Origin of the sequence: Dyella sp. (assembly GCF_035685805.1) — a bacterium.
GTDB lineage: Bacteria > Pseudomonadota > Gammaproteobacteria > Xanthomonadales > Rhodanobacteraceae > Dyella_A.
In genome coordinates this window covers 23410-43841 of record NZ_DASSAB010000045.1, presented here as the reverse complement: position 1 = coordinate 43841, position 20432 = coordinate 23410, and the positions used below count along the sequence as shown (strand labels likewise).

18 protein-coding genes and 1 pseudogene are annotated in these 20432 nt (G+C 67.7%); 11 read left to right on the top strand and 8 right to left on the bottom strand.

The window, feature by feature from the left end:
* Positions 1 to 17: 17 nt before the first annotated feature.
* Both VFG40_RS13470 and VFG40_RS13465 read right to left on the bottom strand, forming a co-directional pair.
* On the bottom strand, positions 18 to 2501 hold the full coding sequence (locus tag VFG40_RS13470) for an ABC transporter permease (protein ID WP_324898323.1): 2484 nt from the start codon (positions 2499 to 2501) through the stop codon (positions 18 to 20).
* Complete coding sequence (locus VFG40_RS13465) at positions 2498 to 3205, bottom strand: ABC transporter ATP-binding protein (protein ID WP_324898321.1); 708 nt, start codon at positions 3203 to 3205, stop codon at positions 2498 to 2500. Before VFG40_RS13465 ends, VFG40_RS13470 begins: the two co-directional genes overlap by 4 nt.
* Between VFG40_RS13465 and VFG40_RS13460 the strand changes: the two genes are divergently transcribed.
* From VFG40_RS13460 to VFG40_RS13450, 3 genes are all read left to right on the top strand, one after another.
* Positions 3204 to 3830, top strand: a complete 627-nt coding sequence (locus VFG40_RS13460; protein ID WP_324898318.1) for an arylesterase — start codon at positions 3204 to 3206, stop codon at positions 3828 to 3830. The two genes, VFG40_RS13465 and VFG40_RS13460, sit on opposite strands and share 2 nt — an antisense overlap.
* A 116-nt stretch (positions 3831 to 3946) precedes the next feature.
* Positions 3947 to 4678, top strand: coding sequence for a response regulator transcription factor (locus VFG40_RS13455; RefSeq protein ID WP_324898316.1), 732 nt, complete (start codon positions 3947 to 3949; stop codon positions 4676 to 4678).
* Between the two features lie 108 nt (positions 4679 to 4786).
* Positions 4787 to 5713 carry a sensor histidine kinase gene (locus VFG40_RS13450; protein WP_324898314.1) on the top strand — a complete coding sequence of 309 codons (927 nt, stop codon included), beginning with the start codon at positions 4787 to 4789 and terminating at the stop codon, positions 5711 to 5713.
* Positions 5714 to 5868: 155 nt separating this feature from the next.
* Here VFG40_RS13450 and VFG40_RS13445 read toward each other — a convergent pair whose 3' ends face one another.
* Entirely contained in the window at positions 5869 to 6498 is a 630-nt protein-coding gene (locus VFG40_RS13445) for a 3-oxoacid CoA-transferase subunit B (protein ID WP_324898645.1), read from the bottom strand.
* A gap of 93 nt (positions 6499 to 6591) precedes the next feature.
* Positions 6592 to 7227, bottom strand: a pseudogene (locus VFG40_RS13440) (CoA transferase subunit A); the annotation flags it as partial.
* Between the two features lie 215 nt (positions 7228 to 7442).
* Here VFG40_RS13440 and VFG40_RS13435 point away from each other — a divergent pair.
* From VFG40_RS13435 to VFG40_RS13425, 3 genes are read left to right on the top strand one after another with little or no spacing between them, the layout of a single operon-like run.
* On the top strand, positions 7443 to 7811 hold the full coding sequence (locus VFG40_RS13435; RefSeq protein WP_324898312.1) for a BlaI/MecI/CopY family transcriptional regulator: 369 nt from the start codon (positions 7443 to 7445) through the stop codon (positions 7809 to 7811).
* Positions 7798 to 9684 carry a M56 family metallopeptidase gene (locus VFG40_RS13430; protein ID WP_324898310.1) on the top strand — a complete coding sequence of 629 codons (1887 nt, stop codon included), beginning with the start codon at positions 7798 to 7800 and terminating at the stop codon, positions 9682 to 9684. Before VFG40_RS13435 ends, VFG40_RS13430 begins: the two co-directional genes overlap by 14 nt.
* A 50-nt stretch (positions 9685 to 9734) precedes the next feature.
* On the top strand, positions 9735 to 10796 hold the full coding sequence (locus VFG40_RS13425; protein ID WP_324898308.1) for an isoaspartyl peptidase/L-asparaginase family protein: 1062 nt from the start codon (positions 9735 to 9737) through the stop codon (positions 10794 to 10796).
* A 9-nt stretch (positions 10797 to 10805) separates the two neighbouring features.
* Here VFG40_RS13425 and VFG40_RS13420 read toward each other — a convergent pair whose 3' ends face one another.
* The 3 genes from VFG40_RS13420 to VFG40_RS13410 form a co-directional block, all read right to left on the bottom strand.
* Entirely contained in the window at positions 10806 to 11393 is a 588-nt protein-coding gene (locus tag VFG40_RS13420; RefSeq protein WP_324898306.1) for a response regulator transcription factor, read from the bottom strand.
* An 85-nt stretch (positions 11394 to 11478) separates the two neighbouring features.
* Positions 11479 to 12750, bottom strand: a complete 1272-nt coding sequence (locus tag VFG40_RS13415; RefSeq protein WP_324898304.1) for an ATP-binding protein — start codon at positions 12748 to 12750, stop codon at positions 11479 to 11481.
* 46 nt (positions 12751 to 12796) lie between these two features.
* Positions 12797 to 14353 carry a peptide MFS transporter gene (locus tag VFG40_RS13410; RefSeq protein WP_324898302.1) on the bottom strand — a complete coding sequence of 519 codons (1557 nt, stop codon included), beginning with the start codon at positions 14351 to 14353 and terminating at the stop codon, positions 12797 to 12799.
* 284 nt (positions 14354 to 14637) lie between these two features.
* Here VFG40_RS13410 and VFG40_RS13405 point away from each other — a divergent pair, with 284 nt between their 5' ends.
* The 4 genes from VFG40_RS13405 (at position 14638) to VFG40_RS13390 (ending at position 17111) form a co-directional block, all read left to right on the top strand.
* On the top strand, positions 14638 to 15012 hold the full coding sequence (locus tag VFG40_RS13405) for a diacylglycerol kinase (protein ID WP_324898300.1): 375 nt from the start codon (positions 14638 to 14640) through the stop codon (positions 15010 to 15012).
* 86 nt (positions 15013 to 15098) lie between these two features.
* Positions 15099 to 15719, top strand: a complete 621-nt coding sequence (locus VFG40_RS13400; protein ID WP_324898298.1) for a LemA family protein — start codon at positions 15099 to 15101, stop codon at positions 15717 to 15719.
* A 16-nt stretch (positions 15720 to 15735) separates the two neighbouring features.
* Positions 15736 to 16608 carry a TPM domain-containing protein gene (locus VFG40_RS13395; RefSeq protein WP_324898296.1) on the top strand — a complete coding sequence of 291 codons (873 nt, stop codon included), beginning with the start codon at positions 15736 to 15738 and terminating at the stop codon, positions 16606 to 16608.
* Positions 16608 to 17111 carry a TPM domain-containing protein gene (locus VFG40_RS13390; protein ID WP_324898294.1) on the top strand — a complete coding sequence of 168 codons (504 nt, stop codon included), beginning with the start codon at positions 16608 to 16610 and terminating at the stop codon, positions 17109 to 17111. Before VFG40_RS13395 ends, VFG40_RS13390 begins: the two co-directional genes overlap by 1 nt.
* Before the next feature lie 45 nt (positions 17112 to 17156).
* Here the strand turns inward: VFG40_RS13390 and VFG40_RS13385 are convergent, their stop codons facing one another.
* Complete coding sequence (locus VFG40_RS13385) at positions 17157 to 19124, bottom strand: alpha/beta hydrolase family protein (protein WP_324898292.1); 1968 nt, start codon at positions 19122 to 19124, stop codon at positions 17157 to 17159.
* Positions 19125 to 19339: 215 nt separating this feature from the next.
* On the opposite strand from VFG40_RS13385, the gene lgt reads away from it, so the two are divergent.
* Positions 19340 to 20242: a prolipoprotein diacylglyceryl transferase gene (lgt, locus tag VFG40_RS13380; RefSeq protein WP_324898290.1), complete on the top strand. Its 903-nt coding sequence runs from the start codon at positions 19340 to 19342 to the stop codon at positions 20240 to 20242.
* Positions 20243 to 20432: the final 190 nt, after the last annotated feature.

Below are 20432 nucleotides of genomic sequence, written 5' to 3'. Positions count from 1 at the left end.
CGATCTTGGCCGGACGCTCAGGCCTGGCGCAAGAGCCGCATCGGCGAGGTGCGCGTCACCGCGCGCGTACCGGCCAGACCGAGCAGCATAACCACCACCGCGGCGAGCAGCGCGTACAGCGCCAGCGGCAGCAGCGGCGGCGAGAAACCGTCGATATGGAATACCGCGCGGCCCAGCCACCAGCCGGTGCCGGCGGCGCCGATGGCCGCGGTGAATCCGGCCACCGCGCCGAGCAGCGCGAACTCGCACGCCGCCGCCACCCGCAGCTGGCCCCGGCGCGCGCCCAGCGTGCGCAGCAGGGCGGCTTCATGCCGGCGTTCGGCGGCACTGGCGGCCAGCGCCGCGGCCAGCACCAGCGCTCCGGCGAGCAGGCTGAAGCCGAGGATCCAGCGCACGGCGTTACTGACCCGGTCGACGATTTCGCGTACCCGGTCGAGCAGCGCATCGACGTCGATCAGACTGAGGTTGGCGTAGTCGCGCGAAAGCTTCGCCAGCGCATCGGCGCGTCCGCGCGGCAGGTAGAAACTGCCCAGGTAACTGTGCGGCAGCGCACTGGCGTGATCGGCATCCAGCAGCAGGAAGAAGTTCACCCGGAACGAGCTCCAGTCCACCTCGCGCACGCTGCTCACGGTGGCATCGATGTCCTTCTCGCCAATGCTGAAGCGCATCGTGTCGCCCAGCTTGAGATGGAACATGTCGCGCCACATCGCGTCCACCGATACCTGCGCCTGCGCCGGGTGCGGTGCAAACCAGCTGCCGGCGACCAGGCGATTGGCGGGCGGCAGCGCATCGGTCCATGACAGGCGCAGCTGGCGGTCGGTCCAGTCCTTGGCGCGTTCGTCGGTGAGCGGCAGCTTGTCTACCGGCGTGCCGTTGATCGCCACCAGCTTGCCGACGGCCAGCGGCAGCACGTTGAGCTGCTGCGCGCCCAGCCCGCCGAGTGCCTGCGCAAAGCCGGCGCGCTGTTCGTCCTGCAGGTTGAGCACGAACCAGTTCGGCGTGTCGGTCGGCAGCTCGCGGCGCCAGCCTTCCAGCAGCGATGGCGCCACCACGGCGAGCAGCAGCAGGGCGACCAGCCCGAGGCTCAGCGCCGTGGCCTGGATCAGGCTCAGGCCACGGCGCCGCGCCAGCGCCGCCAGCCCCAGCCGCAAGGCGGGGTGCGCGCCGGGCGCGGTGCGCCGCGCCAGCCACAGCAGCAGCGCAGCCAGCCCGGCGGCGATGGCCGCCACGCCGAGCAAACTGGCGGCGAGGATGCCGGCCATCTTCGCCGAGTCGCTCTGGCCCCAGATCAGCGCCAGCGCGACCAGTGCAGGAATGAAATACAGCGCATCGAAGCGGCGCACGCGGCGCGCCACGCTGGCACGAAACACCGCCACAGGCGGCACCTCGGCCAGCCGTGCCAGTGGCGGCAGCGCAAAGCCCGCCAGCACCGCGACACCCACCGCGGCGGCGGCAAAGGCCGGCATCAGCGGCAGCTGAGTCGGCACGTTGCCGAACAGCGAACTGGCCACCAGCCAGGCGCCCTGCGCCAGCGCCAGCGTGAGCGCGATGCCGATCGCCACCGCCGGCACCGCGAGCGCGCCGAGCGTACCCAGCAGCAGCGCCATCACCCGTTTGCGCGAGGTGCCCAGCGCACGCAGCAGCGCCACCTCCTGGGTCTTGCGCCGCGCGTAGCGCTGCGCCGCCAGCGCAATCGCCACCCCGGCCAGCAGGGCCGACAACAGCGCGGTGAGACGCAGAAACGCGCTGGCCCGATCGAATGCGGTGCGCATGCGCTCCTGGGTCTGTTCCGGCGTGATCAACTGGGCGCCCTGCGGCAACGTGGTGGACTCCGCCCAGCGGCGCCAGCGCTGCACGGCGTCCGGCTCCCCGCCCAGCAGCAGGCGATGGCGCGCACGGCTGCCCATGCCAAGCAGGCCGACGGCGCGGGCATCATGCAGGTTCATGATCGCCCGCGGCGCCAGCGCGAACAGCTCGCCGCCATCGGGCTGGCGCACCAGTTCGGCGGCGATGCGCAGGTCGCGCCCGCCCACCTGCACGGTGTCGCCGACCTGCAGCCCCAAACCGATCAGCGCGCGATGGTCGAGATAGACAGCGCCGCCCGGGGGCGCCCGGCCCGGGACGTTCCTGCCGACCGCGTCGTGCAGCTCCAGCGTGCCGCGCAACGGATAGCCGTCGTCGGTGGCCTGCACGTCCAGCAGCTGGCTGCGTCCCTGGGTAAAGGCCACGCTAGGAAAACTGGCGACCCGGTTCACGCGCAAGCCGTCTTGCGTGGCTTCATCGACGAACGAGGCGGGCAGCGCCTGCGGCGCACTGATGCCGATATCGCCCCCGATCAGCTCGGCCGCGCTGGCGAGCATGCCGCGCTCGATACGCGTGGCCAGCGTGGCAACCACGCCCAGCGCCACCACCGCCAGCACCAGCGACGCGGCCAGCGTGCGCAGTTCCGGCAGGTGCCATTCGCGGCGCAGGCTGCGCAGCGCGAGCGGGAGCATGTTCATGCGTTCGCGCCTTCGGTCGCCGTGGCGCCAAGCACCCGTCCTTCCTCCAGCTCGATCCGTCGCTGGCAGCGTGCCGCCAGTGCGCTGTCGTGCGTCACCAGCACCAGCGTGGTCGCGCGGTCGCGGTTGAGCGCAAACAGCAGATCGGCGACGTGGTGCCCGGTGCGCTGGTCGAGGTTGCCGGTGGGTTCGTCGGCAAACAGCAGACGTGGGCCGTGCACGAACGCGCGGGCGATCGCCACGCGCTGCTGTTCACCGCCGGAAAGCTGGGCAGGATAGTGCCGGCGCCTCGCCGCCAGGCCGACGGCATCCAGCGCCTCGCGCGCCCGCGCGCGGGCGTCGCGGGCGCCTTCCAGCTCCAGCGGCAGCATCACGTTCTCTTCGGCGGTCAGCGCGGGCAGCAGGTGGAAAGACTGGAACACGAAGCCGACCAGTCGCCGGCGCAGGTCGGCCCGCGCCTCCTCGTCGAGGGTCTCCAGCGCCTGGCCGTCCAGCCGGATGCTGCCGCTGCTGGGCAGGTCCAGCCCCGCGAGCAGCCCGAGCAGCGTGGTCTTGCCCGAGCCGGAGGCACCGACGATGGCGAAGCTCTCGCCCGCGTGCACCTTCAGAGTGGCGCCGCGCAGGATGGTCAGCGTGCCCTCGGGGCCGGTGACCGTCTTGCTAACATCGACCGCTTCAAGCACCGGACGGGAAGAGTCACTCATGCGTCGTTTCCTTTGCACACTGGGGGTTTTGCTGCTGTGGGGAGCGACGGCCGCGCAGGCGGCGCCGGCACGGACCGTACTGGTGCTGGGTGACTCGTTGTCCGCTGCGCACAACATTCCTGTCGAAGCGGGCTGGGTGCACCTGCTGGGCGAGCGTCTGGGCAAGATGGCGCCACCCTGGCGCGTGGTCAATGCCAGCATCAGTGGCGAAACGTCGCTCAGCGGCCGCCATCGTCTGCCGAAGTTGCTGGCGAGCGAGCGCCCCGCCGTGGTGGTGATCGAGCTGGGCGCCAACGACGGCCTGCGCGGATTGCCGCTGGACGCGCTGCGCGACAACCTCGCCGCGATGATCACCATGGCACGCAAGAGTGGCGCACGCGTGCTGCTGCTGGGCATCGAGCTGCCGGTGAACTATGGGCCGCAGTACCGCGACGGCTTGCGCGCAATCTATGCGGAGCTCGCGCGCAAGCAACAGACCGCGCTGCTGCCGTTCCTGCTCGAAGGCGTGGCGCTGGATCCGGCGCAGATGCAGGACGACGGCCTGCATCCGCTGGCCACCGCGGAGCCTCGGGTGCTGGAGAACGTGTGGACGGAGCTGAAGCCGCTGCTGAGCGCGACGCGCTGAGCGCCGCGCCGTTCTTGACCGTTGGCTAAACGTCGCCCCGCTCTTTCACATTGTGGTCACTGCGCCGACCGGTAGCCTTTCACAAACGTGAAATCGGGAAACGGCGAGACACACTTATGAGCGTACGTGACGAACAGTCGGGCCTGGTGCTGCTGGTGGAAGACAATCGCCAGATTGCGGAGATGGTGGGCGAGTTCCTGGAGCGCCGCGGCTACTCGGTGGACTATGCCGCCGATGGCGTGAGCGGGCTGCACCTGGCGGTCTCCAACAGCTACGACGTGGTGGTGCTGGATCTCATGCTGCCGGGCATGGACGGCCTGGACGTCTGCCGCAAGTTGCGCAAGGACGCCAAAAAGTCCACCCCGGTGCTGATGCTCACCGCCCGCGACACGCTGGAAGACAAGCTGGTGGGGCTGGAAGCGGGCGCCGACGATTACCTGGTCAAGCCATTCGAGGTGCGTGAGCTGGAGGCCCGCCTGCGTGCCCTGATCCGCCGCGACCGCCGCCAGGTATCCACCGAGGTGCTCACCGTCGGCGACATGACGCTGGACACCGCCACGCTGCGCCTGACCCGCGGCGGGCAGGAGCTGACCGTGTCGCCGATCGGCCTGAAGCTGCTGGCGATCCTGATGCGCGAGTCGCCCCGGGTGGTGAGCCGACGCGACATCGAGCGGGAGATCTGGGGCGATACCCTGCCCGATTCCGACACCCTGCGCTCACACCTCTACAACCTGCGCCGCGTCATCGACAAGCCGTTCGACCGCGCCCTGCTGCACACGATTCATTCGGCCGGCTACCGTCTTGCCGACCTCGACTCGGAGGTGGCCACCGCGACGCAGTCCGCTTGAGATAACCGGAATGTGTTGCGCAACATCGTCATGAATAACAGGGGTACTCCTCAAGCACCGGCACACTTCCGGGCCGGCGCGTTCCAGCGTCGAATCGCGATCATCTTCGTGCTTCAGCTTCTCGCGGTCGGCATCAGCGTGATGATGGGGGCGTACAACGTGGCGCCGATCGGTGCCGTGCTGGTGCTGATCGCGATCACCTCTACGCTGGCATGGCTTGCCGCACGGCGCGAGTGGTTGCCGATCAGCACGCTGGCGCGGCTGGTCAGCGGCTGGAACGAGCAGCAGCCCGACGTCGACGCCCTTTCGCCCGACCGCCTGTCGACCCGGGCAGACGCGGATGTGGCGACGCTTGCAAAAGGATTGCACGGTTTCGCCACGCGGATCGCCGGCTATACGCAGCGCGAGCGCAACTTCACCCGCGATGCCAGCCACGAACTGCGCAGCCCGCTGACGGTGATCAAGATGTCGGTGGACATGCTGGCCGAGGAAGAGGGGCTCAGCGATTTCGGCGAGCGTTCGCTCAGCCGCATCCGCCGCTCGGCGCGGGAGATGGAAGCGCTGGTGGAAGCGCTGCTGATTCTGGCGCGCGAAAAGGACAACGGCGTCGACGAGGAGTTGTTCGTGGTCAACGACGCTTTGCGCCATGAGCTCGACTTCGCCCGCGACATGCTCGCCGGCCGTCCCGTGGAGCTGACGCTGGAGGAGCCCTCGCGGTTCGCCGTGCAGGGTTCGCCACGGGTGTTCGCGGTGCTGTTCTGGCAGTTGATCCGCAATGCGTGCCAGCAGACCGAGCGCGGCCGCGTGATGGTGACCGTGATGCCCGGCATGGTGGTGGTGACCAACCAGGCCGAGCCGCTGGCGGAGGAGCAGTCCGGCGCCAAGGTTCCGCTGTACGGCGCCGACCGGCACGGGTTCGAGCTGGCCATCGCCCAGCGCATCAGCGACCGCTTTGCCTGGCCGCTGGAGTTGCAGACACGTCCGGGCAGCCAGAACGTGGCGCGAATCCGCTTCCCGCAGAGCCAGGCCGCCTGAGCCGCATCATCTGAGTCCTGTCGTGAGGCAGGCGACTTGTGCGGCACCCCATCTGGCTTTGCCTTGCTGTCCGCTTGGCGTGGTGCCGTGGAGCGTGCATCAGGTGCGCGCCCGCCGGCATTCCGGCCCGGCGAGGCGCGAGGCGCTGAGCCGCGTCAGTCCTGCAGTGTCGGCGACACGGCGAACGTGCAGCCGGTCTTCTCGCGGACCTGATCCAGTGTCACGCCTTCGTGCAGCTCGGTGAGGGTCAGCCCGCGGCCCTTGTCGACCTCGAACACGCACAGATCGGTGATGATCAGATCCACCACCTGCGTGCCGGTGAGAGGCAGGTCGCACTGCTCGCGGATCTTCGGCGACCCGTCTTTTGCGGTGTGCTCCATCAGCACCACCACGCGCTTCACGCCGCTGACCAGGTCCATCGCCCCACCGGGGCCCTTGACCATCTTGCCGGGCACCATCCAGTTCGCCAGGTCGCCGTGGCATGACACTTCCAGGCCACCGAGGATCGACAGGTCGATGTGGCCGCCGCGGATCATCGCGAACGAGTCGGCGCTGGAGAAGAAGCTCGAGCCGGGCAGGGTGGTGATGGTCTGCTTGCCCGCATTGATCAGGTCCGGGTCGACGTGCGCGTCGTCCGGGAACGGACCAATGCCGAGCAGGCCGTTCTCCGACTGCAGGATCACGTCCATCCCCTCGGGAATGAAGTTCGCGACCAGCGTGGGAATGCCGATGCCCAGGTTGACGTAGAAGCCGTCGCGCAGTTCCCTGGCGGCGCGGCGCGCCATCGCGTTGCGGATCGGGCTTTCCTTACCCGTGTTGGCGCCGGCCACGGTGCGGAACTCGATGCGCTTCTCGTAGGCCGCACCCTGGATGATGCGGTCGACGTAGATGCCCGGCACGTGGATCTGATCCGGCTTGAGCGTGCCGACTTCCACCAGCTCCTCCACCTCGGCCACGCACACCTGGCCGCAGGTGGCGATCATCGGGTTGAAGTTGCGCGCAGTCTTGCGGAACACCAGGTTGCCCAGCCGGTCGCCCTTCCACGCCTTGACGATGGACACGTCGGCACGGATCGCCTCTTCCAGCACGTACTCCTTGCCGTCGAAAGTCTTGGTTTCCTTGCCCTCGGCCAGCTTGGTGCCAAACGCCGTGCGCGTGTAGAAACCGGGAATGCCGGCGCCACCGGCACGCAGCTTCTCTGCCAGTGTGCCCTGCGGCACCAGATGCAGCTCCAGCTCGCCAGCCAGCACCTGCCGTTCAAATTCCTTGTTCTCGCCCACGTAGGAGGCGTACACGCGCTTCACCTGACGGGTCTTCAGCAGCGGCCCCATGCCGAAGTCGTCCACGCCGGCGTTGTTGCCGACGATGGTCAGCCCGGTCGTGCCGGCGGCCAGCAGGGCACCGATGAGGTTTTCGGGAATGCCGCACAGGCCGAAGCCGCCCGCGGCGATCGTCATGCCGTCGACCAGCAGTCCGTCCAGGGCTTTCTCGGCGCTTGCGTAAACCTTGTCCATTGCGATGCCTGCTCAGCGTGGGAATCAGCGCCCAAGGATACGACGGAACGACGAAGTGCCGCCTCGTACCAAGGTCCCATGCCCCGCGTCTGCGCCAGCCCCCAATGGCGCTGATGCGCCAGGGCCGGTCCCTGCGCGGGTCGGAAGTCGGTTGACGCTCATCGATTACACATGTAAACATGATGTTCGATTACGCATGTAAACGTGAGCCCGTCATGATCAGCGAAGCCGAAGCCGTGGTGATGGAAGTGCTGTGGCGCAGCGCCCCGCGCAGCGCCGAGGAAATCCTGGCCGAGGTCGGCCGGGCCCAGCAGTGGCAGGAGGGGACGGTGAAGTCGCTGCTCAACCGGCTGTTGAAGAAGAAGGCGGTGAAAGCGGAACGCGACGGCCGGCGCTATCTGTACAGCCCGCTGCTGCCGCGCGAGAAGTACGTGCACCAGAGCAGCAAGAGCTTGCTCGACCGCCTGTTCGGCGGACGCGTGGCGCCGCTGGTGGCGCACTTCTCGGAGCAGCGCAAGCTGACGAAGAAGGACATCGCCGAACTGCGCCAGCTGCTGGAGGAGCTCGACGATGAACAGCCTTGAGGCCATGGCCTCAACGTGGATGAGCCACGCGGCCCGGATGATCTGGGTGTTTACCCTGGCGGTGGCGCTGGTACTTGTCTTGCGCCGGTTGCTGCGACGCGCCTGTGGCGCCGAGGCGATGCCGCTGTTGTGGTCGCTGGTGCCGCTGGTGCTGGCGGCCGTGCAGATGCCGCACCCGGCCGTTCGCGTGGATGCGCTGCCGCCTGTTGTGGTGCGCATCGCCGGCGGAGGGAGCTGGGCGCCGGTGGCGAACGCGCCGGCATGGACGATCCCCTGGCCCTTGCTGATCATGGCCGGCTGGCTGGCCGGTGCGGTCGGTGTGCTGTTGCTGATCGGCATGGCCCAGCGACGCTACCTGCGTCGCCTCGCGGGCGCGCGGACGGTCGATATCGCCGGTGCGTATTGCCCGGTGTGGCAGGCCACGCGAAGCGACCTCGGACCCGCCGTGGTGGGGGCGCTTGGCGTGCGCATCGTGCTGCCAGCGGACTTCCATGCGCGCTACACCCCGACCGAGCAGGCGCTCATCCTCGCCCACGAGCAGGCGCATGCCCGGCGCCGCGACGGCCTGTGGCGGCTGCTCGCCCAGAGCCTGGTCACGCTGTTCTGGTTCCATCCGCTGGCCTGGGTTGCACTGGGCTGCCTGTGCCAAGACCAGGAGCTCGCCTGTGATGCCGCCGTGTTGCGCGCGCACGGCGCCCCGCGCCGGGACTACGCCAACGCCATGCTAAAAACCCAGTCCTCGCCGCTGATGCTGCCGGTGGGGTGTTCCTGGTCCGCCCGTCACCCGCTCACGGAGAGAGTCGCCATGTTGAAGCTGCCCGTTCTCACCCCTGTCCGTCGCCTGGCCGGCCGTGCCGCGCTCGGCGCGATCGTGCTGGCCGGCTCGCTCGCCGTTTACGCCGCGCAGCCATCGCCGGCGACGCATCATCCATCAGCGGAAGCCGTGAAAGAGGCGCTGGCGCTGTTCGACGGCGCCAGGACCGCGGTTGCCGACTACTGGCTCCACCACGGCTACGAGCTGCCGGCCGACAACGCCGCCGCGCGACTGCCCGATGCGTCGCTGATCGTCGGCAAGGACGTCGAAGGCGTGAAGTTTGCGGACGGCCGACTCGCTGCCACGCTGAGGAATTCGGCCGGCGGCGGGCACGTCGTGCTGGTGGCGATGCCCGACGCGCAGCACAAGACGATGCGCTGGCGGTGCGAGAGCCCGGATGTTCCGGAGATCGCCCGACTGCAAGACGGCTGTGCCCATGTTCCCGCAGGAACGCCGGGCGACGCGTCTGGCAACGCGGCTTTCACGCTGGATTTGGCGGCAAGTGTCGGCGGCGAACCTCCCCATCTGCACTCCACCACCTGCCTCAAAGACGCGGGCGATGCCTACCGCTTTGTCCTCACCACGGACACGACGCTGCCACCCTGGCAAGGGCAGGTGGGGGTCGTGCCCGCACCGGATGGCCAGTTGGAGATCCATGCCAGGCTCGCGGGCGGGTCGCTCGACGCGCCAGCGACGCCGATCCTGCGCACGCGAGTCGGCCAGAAGGCGGCGATCCAGATCGGCCGGGTGGTGGCCGGCGCGGACCACACGCTGCGCCTGGACCTCACTGCCTGGCCGGGGTGCGGCACGCCGCGACCGATCGTCGATGACGGCAACGTGCACGCCCGGTTCGCCGGCCCCAGTGCTCGTGCCATGGCGTCCATCTTTGCCGAACGGGCCGGGCTGACCTTGGTCGACCCGGCATCGCTTGACGACGCCCTCCCGGTGGCTGGCAACTTCGAGGGGGTGCCGCCCCGAGCCGCACTGCAGCTGATTGGCAACCTGGTCGGAATGAAACCCCGGTTTTCCGGCCACACCGTGCGATTTGTTGCCCAGTAGCCGCCGGTGCCGGCCGATATACTCCCCGCATCGCCGGGGAGTATGCACACGTGAAGCCGCGTCGCCGTCTTTGGAGCCTGCTTGCTTTGCTCGGGCTGGCACTGTCCGCCCACGCAGCCGGCCCGGTGCTGGTGATTCACGGCGGGGCAGGCGTATTGCGGCGGGACATGCCGCCGGCGCGCGAGAAGGCGGTGCGGGCTGCGCTCACCCTCGCGCTCAGGGCCGGCTATGCGGAGCTCAAGGCGGGCAAGCCCTCGGTGGATGCGGTAACGGCATCGCTGGCCGTGCTGGAGGACGATCCGCTGTTCAACGCCGGTCGTGGTTCGGTGTTCACCCACGCCGGCACGCTCGAGATGGACGCCGCCATCATGGACGGCTACACGCTGCGTGCGGGTTCGGTGGCGGCGGTGTCGGGGGTGCGCCATCCGATCCAGCTGGCCCGCGCGGTGATGGAGCACACGCCGCACGTGATGCTGGTCGGCGGCGGAGCTGAAGCATTTGCGCAGGCGCAGGGTCTCGCGCGCGAGACACCGGCATGGTTCCGCACCGAGGAACGCTGGCAGCAACTGCAGCAGGCGCTTCGCGAGGACGCAGCGGGCTCGTTGCACGACGCGGCGGGCGGCTCGCGTCACTTCGGCACGGTCGGTGCGGTGGCCCTGGATGCGCATGGCCATCTGGCGGCCGGGACCTCCACCGGTGGCACCAACGACAAGATGCCCGGCCGGGTCGGCGACTCGCCGATCATCGGCGCGGGCACCTATGCCAATGCAAGCTGCGCGATCTCCGGCACCGGCTGGGGCGAGTTCTACATGCGTACGGTGGCGGCCTACGCCATCTGTTCACGGGTGACCCAGCTGCGCGTGCCGCTGGCGCGGGCGGCAGCCGAGGTGATCAACCAGGAGATTCCGGCCATGGGCGGCAGCGGCGGCGCCATCGCGCTGGATGATCAGGGGCACATCGCCATGCCGTTCAACACGGACGGCATGTTCCGTGGCTGGATCGATGGCGCCGGCGTTGCGCACGTGGCGATCTACGGCGACGAAGACGACGGTACCGGCGAACTGCTGCCGGCTCCGGCTCCGGCACCCGACGACGCGGCGTCCGGCTACTGATCCTGGCGGTCAGTCGTCGCGCTCGGGCCGCTCGCGCACCGGATGCTTGCTCAGCTTGCGCTGCAGCGTGCGCCGATGCATGCCCAGTCTGCGGGCGGTTTCGGAGATGTTGCCGTCGCACTCGGTGAGCACGCGATGGATGTGCTCCCACTCCAGTCGGCGCAGTGCCAGCGGGGCTTCCGGCGCATCGAGCACGTCATCGTCGTCGGCATGCGGGCCATCGCCGTCGACCAGCGCGCGCACCACCGCATCCGCGTCCACCGGCTTGGCCAGGTAGTCGTGCGCGCCGCGCTTGATTGCCTCCACCGCAGTGGCGATCGAGGCGTAGCCGGTGAGCAGCAGGATGCGCATGTCCGGCACCAGCCGCTGCAGGTCGGGGATCAGCCGCAGGCCGTTCTCCTCGCCCAGCTTGAGGTCCAGCACGCAGTAGCGCGGCTGGTGGCGCCGGGTAAGCGCGCGTGCCTCGTCGGCGCTGACGGCATTGATCACCTCGAACCCTCGCGAACCGAGGGCGCGGGCGAGCACCCGGCCGAAGGTGACGTCGTCGTCGATGATCAGCAGGGGACGCTGGGGAGCGGGGGCAATCGAATCGGTCATCGTTGTTTCCAAAGGAGCCGCTTTGTCTATTGTTGCCGCAGCGTGGCGCGCATGCACGTGCCGCGGCGCGGCGACGTGGTGGGTGTCAGCCGCCGGCCATCGCCGACAGCGGCAGGCGGATGCTCACCACGGCGCCATCTTCGGTGTTGACCGCGGTGAGTTCGCCGCTGAGGCGGTCGGCGGTCGCCTCGGCCAGCGTCAGCCCGATGCCCAGTCCACCCTGTTTCTGGCTCTGGCCCAGCACGGTGCCGGGCCGGCTGGTGACGAAACCGGGGCCATGATCGCTGACACGCAGTTCCAGCCAGTCGCCGTCGTGCCGGACCCGCAGCGCCACCTGCTGCGAACCGCGCTGGGCGGAGGCATCGGCGGCGTTGTTGAGCAGGTTGATCAGCGCGTGGCGCAAGCCCGGCGGGCTGCGCAGCACGGTGCTGGCGGTGTCGGCGTCGAGTTCGAGCTCCAGCTCGGCCTCCGGCCGCAATAACTGGAAGCGCTCCAGGCAGCCGCGCACGAACTGGCCCAGGCTCATCTGCTGCTCTTCCTGCGACAGCTGCGCCTTGCCGAAGGCCACCATCTCGCGAAGGATCGTGCGACAGCGTTCGACCTGGTCCTGCAGCAGGGCCAGGTCGTCGGCAAGCACCGGGTCGGCGCGGTGGTCGCGGCGCAGCTCGGGCAGCAGCGTGCGCATAGTGGAGAGCGGGGTGTTGAGTTCGTGGGCGGCACCTGCCGCCTGGGTGGCGATGGCCAGGATGCCCTCGTCGCGCAGCGCGCGCTCACGCACGCGCTGCACTTCGATCTGCTGCTGGCGCACCGCGCTGGCCAGTCGGTTGATGAAGAATCCCAGCAGCGCCGCGGTGATCACGAAGTTCACCGCCATGCCGATCACGTGCAGCGCGAAGCCGCCGGGGCCGTCCATCACCGGCGGCAACGGCACGTAGTGCCCGATCAGCATCAGGTAGGCCAGCCCGGTCAGCGCCGACACCGCCAGCAGCGCCGGTACCGTGAGCGCGGCGGCGCCCAGCGCGATCGGCATCAGCAGCAGCGTCACGAACGGATTGGTGGCGCCGCCGGTGAAGTAAAGCAGGCACCACAGCACCACCGTATCCACCGCGATGTGGCCGATGGTTTCCCACTCCCGTACCGGCCACGGCTGGGTCAGCCGCCAGGAGGCGAATGCGGCGAACACCGCGTGGAAGCCGATCGCCACCATCAGCGGCAATACCGGCACCTCCATGTGCATCCACAGCGCCGCCACCAGCACGGCACTGCTTTGCCCGACGATTGCGCACAGGCGCAACCACGCCAGGGTTCGGGTCAGGGCGGAGGGGGCAAAGCGCTGGGGCGAGGCGAGATGGAGCATGACGATCCGCAGCAGGGCCCGCTGCCGGTGGCAGCGGACCGCGCAATCACGTGACGGGGTTGTTATAGCCTTCTTCGCTGCGCGACGCCGGCAGCGGGGTGCGCAGCGAGGCGTCGTTGGCGTGGCTGGTGGAGAGCTTTTTCATCAGCGGCAGCACCAGCAGCGCGATCACCGTGCAGCCAATGCCCACGAAACCGAGCTTGTTGAACAGGCTGGTGTAGATCGCCAGCGACTGCAGCGGGTCGGTGAGGCCTTCGGGAATGTGCGCATAGTTGGCCACCACGCTGCCCAGGTACTGCGAGATGCCGACGGCGACGTAGTACGCGCCCATCATGAAGCCGCCCATGCGCGCCGGCACGTAGCGGGCGATCATCGCCAGGCCCAGCCCGGACACCAGCAACTCGCCGAGAGAGTACAGGCCGTAGCCCCAGACCATGGTCCAGGACGAGACCTGGCCGTTCACCGCCCAGATCGCGCCGATGCCGTAGACGAAGAAGCCGGCTGCCACGGCGCCGAAGCCCCAGGCGAACTTCACCGCGACCGACGGGTTGCGGCCGAACCGGCCCAGGGCGTTGTAGATCCACACCAGCACCGGGCTGAGCAGCACGATCCAGATCGCGTTGAGGTTCTGGTACTGCTCGGGGATCCATTGGATGTGGAACCCGAGCAGGTTCATGTCGGTATCGACGTTGCGCTGTGCGAACAGGTTCAGCGAGGTCGCCATCTGGGCGTAGAAAATGAAGAAGAAGATCGTCTGCACCGTGAGCACCAGGGCGGCGATCAGGCCGGCGCGCTCGGTCTGCTCCGCACTGCGGATCAGGTGCACGAAGATGCCCAGGATCACCACGCCGGCCAGGTACACGCAGATCTTGGCCGCCAGCAGGCTCTGCAGGATGAAGGCGACCACCGCGACCATCACCAGCGACGCGGCCAGCAGCGCCAGCGCGCGCATCGGCTTGACCGGCTGGTTGTCCGGCGGCGATCCGATGTGCGCAAGCGTGCGGAACATCAGTGCGTAGTTGACCAGGCCCAGCATCAGGCCGATGGCGCAGGCGCCGAACGCGGTGTGCCAGCCCCAGTTGTCGCCGTAGCGTGCGGCCACGTGATCGCGGATCCACGGCGTGGCCGTCATCGAGATCATCGAGCCCACGTTTACTGCCATGTAGTAGATGGTGAAGGCGCTGTCGATCTTGGTGTCGTCGCCCTCGTAGATCTTTCGCACCAGGTTGCCGGCATTGGGCTTGAAGAAGCCATTGCCGACCACGATCACGCCCAGTGCGCTGTAGAGCAGCGTGGGGTCGCTGGAGGGGATCCACAGCATCGCGTAGCCCAGCGCCAGCACCACCGCGCCGAGCAACATGGTGCGGCGCGTGCCGAGCAGCTTGTCGCCGATCCAGCCACCGATGGCGGGGGTGGCGTAGATCAGCGCGGCCGCCGCGCCCCACACCAGATTGGCGCGGCTGTCGACGAAGCCGAGCTTCTTCATCATGTAGGTGACCATCAGCACCTGCATGCCGTAGAAGCCGAAGCGCTCCCACATCTCGATGAGGAAGACGGTACTGAACGCGCGCGTCTGCGACACGGGTGGGTTCTGAAGTGCCATGTGGATTCCGACCAGATTCATGCCATGGCGCTGCGTGCCAGCGCGCCGCCTCACTGTGCCCGGACCAGCGGACACAACCGTCGAAGCCTACCCGATCCCGTGCCCGGCCGTGGTTGCACCGCGCCAAAAAGCAGCAGGCCCGGCACGCCCGCCCGGATCGCGCCGCGGCGGGCCTGCCGGCGTCGGCGATGCGGGGCTGTGGCATCATCCTCGCGCCGCCGCGGCTGGTTCGCGTGGCGACGGGGCCGTCGCCCGGCGCGTCCGTTTTTTCTCAGGAGACATCCATGCCCGGCAGCGGCTTTCGCGGCGATCCCCGCCAGCTCTGGAACGCATTTCGCTGGTCGATGAAGGGGCTGCAGGCGGCATGGCGGCACGAGGCGTCGTTCCGGCTCGAGGCGATCCTGGCGATCGTGCTGGTGCCGCTGGGCCTGTGGCTCGGCCACGGCGCGCTGGAAAAGATCGCACTGGTGATGCCGGCGGCGCTGGTGCTGTCGGCAGAGTTGCTCAACTCGGCGATCGAGGCAGTGGTGGACAAGGTCAGCCCGGAGTTCCACGAACTGGCCGGCCGTGCCAAGGACATGGGCTCGGCCGCCGTGTTCCTGCTGCTGGTGTTCACCATGCTGTGCTGGGGGCTGATCCTGCTGCCGCGCTGGTTCTGAGGGCGGCCGTCATGCCGCTGCACGCGGCGCGTCGTATGCTGCGCATCGCCTGCACGTCATCCGATTCCATCCTGGGAGTGAAAGCCATGAAATTCCTGCGCGTCAGCGTGCTCTTGTTGCTTCTTGCCGGCCTTTCCGGCTGTGGCTACAACGCCATCCAGCGGCAGGACGAGGCGGTCAAGGCGTCGTGGTCGGAGGTGCTCAACCAGTACCAGCGCCGGGCCGACCTGGTGCCGAACCTGGTCAACACGGTGAAGGGCTACGCCCAGCACGAGGAGAAGGTGTTCACCGAGGTGACCGAGGCCCGGGCGAGGGTCGGCTCGATCCAGGTCGGCGCCGATACGGTCAATGACGCGGCCAAGCACAAGCAGTTCCAGGCCGCGCAGGGCGAGCTTTCCAGCGCGCTTTCGCGGCTGATGGTGGTGAGCGAGAACTATCCCCAGCTGAAGGCCGACGGGCTGTTCCAGAACCTGCAGGCGCAGCTCGAGGGCACCGAGAACCGTGTCACCGTGGCCCGCAACCGGTACGTCCAGGCGGTGCAGGAATACAACACCATGATCCGCAGCTTTCCGAACAACCTGACCGCCAAGATGTTCGGCTACCAGGTCAAGCCGAACTTCAGCGTCGAGAACGAGAAAGCCATCTCGACGGCACCCCGGGTCGACTTCGGCACGTCCGCGCCGGCCGCGGCCGCCTCGGCGCGCTGAGGTGATGCGGCGCCTCATGCGCCTGCTGGTGCTCGCGCTGTTGGCGCTCGCATGGGCCTTGCCCGCGGCGGCGCAAGACGTGCCGGTGCTCAAGCGGCACGTCACCGACCTCACCGGGACCCTGACCGCGCAGCAGGTCGACACGCTCGATGCCAAGCTGGTGGCGCTGGAGAAGGCCAAGGGCACGCAGCTGGTCGTGCTGATGGTGCCGACCACCGGTGACCGCGACATCGAGAGCTATTCGCTGGCGGTGGCCGAGGCCAACCGGATCGGCCGCAAGGGCACGGATGACGGCATCCTGCTGCTCGTGGCCAAGGACGACCGGCGCGATCGCATCGAGGTGGGCTACGGACTGGAGGGCGCGGTACCGGATGCTGCCACCGCCCGCATCCGGCGTGAGTTCATCGAGTCGCGCTTCAAGCAGGGCGACTTCTATGGCGGCATCGATGCCGGCGTCGATGCGTTGACCACCCTGATCAACGGCGAGAGCCTGCCGCCGCCAGCGCGCGCGAAAGACTCCGGTCGTTCCGGCAACATGGGTCACACGTTGCTGATCGGCGTGTTCGTGGCATTTTTCCTGCGTCGCCTGTTCGGACGGATTCACGTGCTGGTGCGCACTCCACTCGGCGCCCTGATCACCGGCGGCCTGTTGTGGGCGCTGGCTGCCACCGTGGGTGCGGGGCTTCTGGGGCTTCTGATTGGCGGCGTGCTGATGCTGTTGCCCGGCGGTGGCGGTCGCTCGATCGGTCCCGGTGGCTGGGGCGGATTCGGCGGCGGCGGCTTTGGCGGCGGTGGCGGGTTCGGCGGCGGCAGTTTCGGCGGCGGCGGTGGCGGCTTCAGCGGTGGCGGCGGCAGTTTCGGTGGCGGCGGATCGTCGGGGAGTTGGTGATGACTCGGATGCAGCGCCTGCTTGCGAACGCGTTCGGCGGCTGGTTTCAGTTGCGCCGGCGGTTTCCGCCCGACCTGCTCGACGCGCTGGCACGCGCGGTTTCAGACGGCGAAAAACATCATCTGGGCGAGGTGCGGTTCGCGGTCGAGTCGCGCCTGCCGGTAGCTGCGGTGTGGTCCGGCATGACGCCGCGGCAGCGCGCGGAGCAAGTGTTCGCCCAGCTGGGCGTGTGGGATACCGAGCACAACAGCGGTGTGCTCATCTACCTGCTTCTGGCCGAGCGGCGGATCGAGATCGTTGCCGATCGAGGTGTCTCGGCACGCACAAGCCGCTCCGCGTGGGATGCCGTATGCAGGGCCATGCACGAGTGCTATCAGCGCGGAGAGTGGCGGCAGGGCAGCGTCAACGGCATCCAGGCTGTACATGCCGTGCTGCTCGCTTCATTTCCGAGCGAAGGTAGAGAAAACCCCGGTGAGCTTTCCGATCGCCCGGTGGTTCTGTAGCCAGTAAAGAAAAGGCCGCCGGGAGGCGGCCTTTTCTGGACGATGTCAGGCGCCCTTGCCGATGTATTTCTCGAGAAAAGCCTGCAGCCGGTCGTAGAGCTCGACGTTGTTTTTCTCGTTGTAGAACCCGTGACCTTCCTTTGGCTTGGTGAGTGTCTCGTACGGCTTGTGCGCTTCATCCAGTGCGGCCCGCATCGCCTTGAACTGGGCGAATGGCGCGCGCTGATCCTCCTCGCCATGGATGAGAAGCACCGGTACGTCGATCTTCCCGGCGAGCTTGGCCGGTGAGTTGCTGTCAAGCTCTGCGGCATCTTCTCCGATGGCCACCTTCAGGTAGTTCCGTCCGCTCTCGCTTTCCCTGATGTCGCCCTTGTCGTACATCATGCCGAGGTCGTAGATGCCCGCGTAGCCTACAGCGCACTTGAACAGGCCCGGCGCGCGAATCGGTGCCATCAAGGCAGAATAACCTCCGAAACTGCCCCCGTAGATACATATGCGGTCAGGATCGGCGAAGTGCTGCGCGATCGCCCATTTGACGCCTTCGATCAGGTCCTGCTGCACCCGGGTGCCCCACTTCCGGTAGGCCGCTTCCTGGAAGTCCGCGCCCCGCCCGCTGGAGCCTCGATAGTTGACCTGCAGCACCAGGTAGCCGCGACTGGCCAGGAACTGGGCATCATCTTCAAAGAACCAGTCATCACGCACACCGGTGGGTCCGCCGTGGGGCATCAGTACCATCGGCAGGTTGTCTGGCTGCTTGTTCTTCGGGATCGTCAGGATCGCCTCGAGCGTGGTTCCGTCGCTCGTCTTGAACATCAGAGGACGCCGCTCGGCCATCTGGTTCGGGTCGATCCACGGTGCCACGTCGAACAGCTTCTGCACCTTGTAGGTGCGCGTATCGATCAGATAGAAGGTGCCCGGGTTGTGGTCGTTTGCCACGCCGAAGAGAAGCTCGCCGCCGTCATCGCTGAAATTGACAAAGTGGACCAGAGACCCGGCGAACTTCTGGCTCAACGCGCGATGAAGTTTGGAGGCTGGTGAACTCAGTTCGATATAGCTCGTCCGGGGGATACCGGTCGCCAGTGTCGTGGCGAATGGCTGACGCGGGATGGCAGTCCACTCAATCGTGTCGACCTCCCCGATCACCGGCACCGCCAGCATCTTGCGCTCTCCGCCGCTCTCGCTCTCCTGCACGAGCGACGTGGGGCCGCCATCCGGTGCGTAACTTGCGTAAATCCCGTTGCCGTCCGGCGTACTGCTGATCGGCGCAAAACTGCCTCCGACCTGCTCCGCACCCATTGCCGCCCAGCTGGCTCCCACCCGGTGATAGACGACATAGTTGAAGTCGGCATTTCGGCCATAGGCATAGTGCGCCTTACCATCGCGACCGACCATGAATTCCATGCCACCAATGCCGATGTCTCCGATCAGGTGACGAGCGCCACTGTCGGCATCCACGTCATACAGCATGCTTTTGTCGCTGTTGTCCCAGCTGTGCGCAGTCATGTAGAAGTGGCCATTGGAGGGTTCGGGAATTCCCTCTACCTCGGCCCAGCCATGATCTCCCCCGCGATTGCTTCGGCGTCCCTCGTTTGCGTCGAACCCGCTGTTCGCCTCGTAGCCGTACAGGTAGTCCTGATGCTTGCCATCCAGATCCGCAGCGATGATCTCGCCGGTCAGCAGCGGCTTGTCCAACGAGCCGAATTCCCTCCCCTTTTCGATGATCAATCGCGTGTTGCTGGTCCAGAGGAAGTCTGCCGGAAGTTGGTACCTTGGCAGACGCAGCATGCTTACCGGCCGACTCATGTCGGCTATCTTGAAAACTACTAGCGCGTGGGCACCATCGTCGCCGTCCATCCGCACCGCGATATGCTGCCCGTCCGGCGAGAGCCGGGGCTTCGATATCGTCGAGTGTTTCGCGAAGGTGCTTGCCGGAATCTGCTCCGCGGCGATGCCTGCGATGGGCATGACCACGAGCATGGCGGACAGTAAAGTCCGCGACAGACGCATCTGCATGTTTTTCCCCTGTTGCTCCCTGCATTGATCCGGCGGCGAGGAGCGCGCCGCCGGGAGGAGTCGGAGCCCCTGCAATCCCGACATCCCCGGTCCGGGTCAAGTATGCCAGCTCCCGGTGATTTCGACGGTCGATGTCGGGGAAGCAGGTTTTTGTCCGCAGTTGGCCTACGTTCGTACCGGTACACTCTGCGTTTTTGCCGGCCTCCTTGCTGCTTATGACGCCCCCTTTCATCGTCCACTTCGACCCGGTCGCTTTTCGCCTGGGCTTCCTCCAGGTGCACTGGTACGGGCTGATGTACCTGCTGGGCTTCGTGCTGGTGGCGGTGCTGGGCGAGTACCGGCGCCGGCGGGGGCGGCTGCCGGTGAGTCGGGACGCGCTGGGCGACCTGTTCTTCTACGGAATGATGGGTGTGATCGTGGGCGGCCGTGTCTGGTACATGCTGTTCTACTACGCCGGTGGCATCGGCTGGATGTGGCGCGAGCCGTTGTCGCTGTTCAAGGTGTGGGACGGCGGCATGAGCTTCCACGGCGGCTTGCTGGGCGTGGTGCTGGCCGGCTGGTGGTGGTCCCGGCGACATCGGCTGCACCCGTTCGACACGATCGACTTCGTTGCCCCGCTGGTGCCGCTGGGTCTGGGGCTGGGGCGGTTCGGCAACTTCGTCAACGGCGAGCTGTGGGGCAAGCCCAGCGACGCGCCTTGGGCAATGATCTTCCCCGGCTCGGCGACCGAGGATCTGCAGCTGGCGGCGGCAGACCCGTCCCTGGGCGAGCGGCTGCGCCAGTTCGGAGCATTGCCGCGCCACCCCTCTCAGCTCTACGAGATGGTGCTCGAAGGGCTGGTGATGTTCGTGGTGCTGTGGCTGGTATCGCTCAAGCCACGGCCGCGCTACCTGATCTCCGGCCTGTTCGCGCTGATGTATGGCGGCTTCCGGTTTGCGGTTGAGTTCGTGCGCGTCCCGGACGCGCAGCTCGGCTATCTCGCATGGAACTGGCTCACCATGGGGCAGGTGCAGTCGATCCCGCTGATCGTGGTGGGCGTGGTGCTGATCGGGCTGTCGCGCCGCGCACCGACGCTGCCGATCGCCCCGCCGCAGTCGCCGCTCGCCGCGCACGACTGAGGGCGGCTCGGCGCAGTGGCCTCGGCCATGACGCCGCCGTCCGAGAGGCTGGCCATATCGCGAGGGCATAAGAACCGGGCTGGCGAGCAGCAGCGGGCTTCATCGTACGTGGCGGCGGGAGCGGCTTCGGCGCCGCCCCCGTGGCTGCGGCCCCTCGGCCCGCCGGGGCTGAACCCGGCGGGCCGAGGGG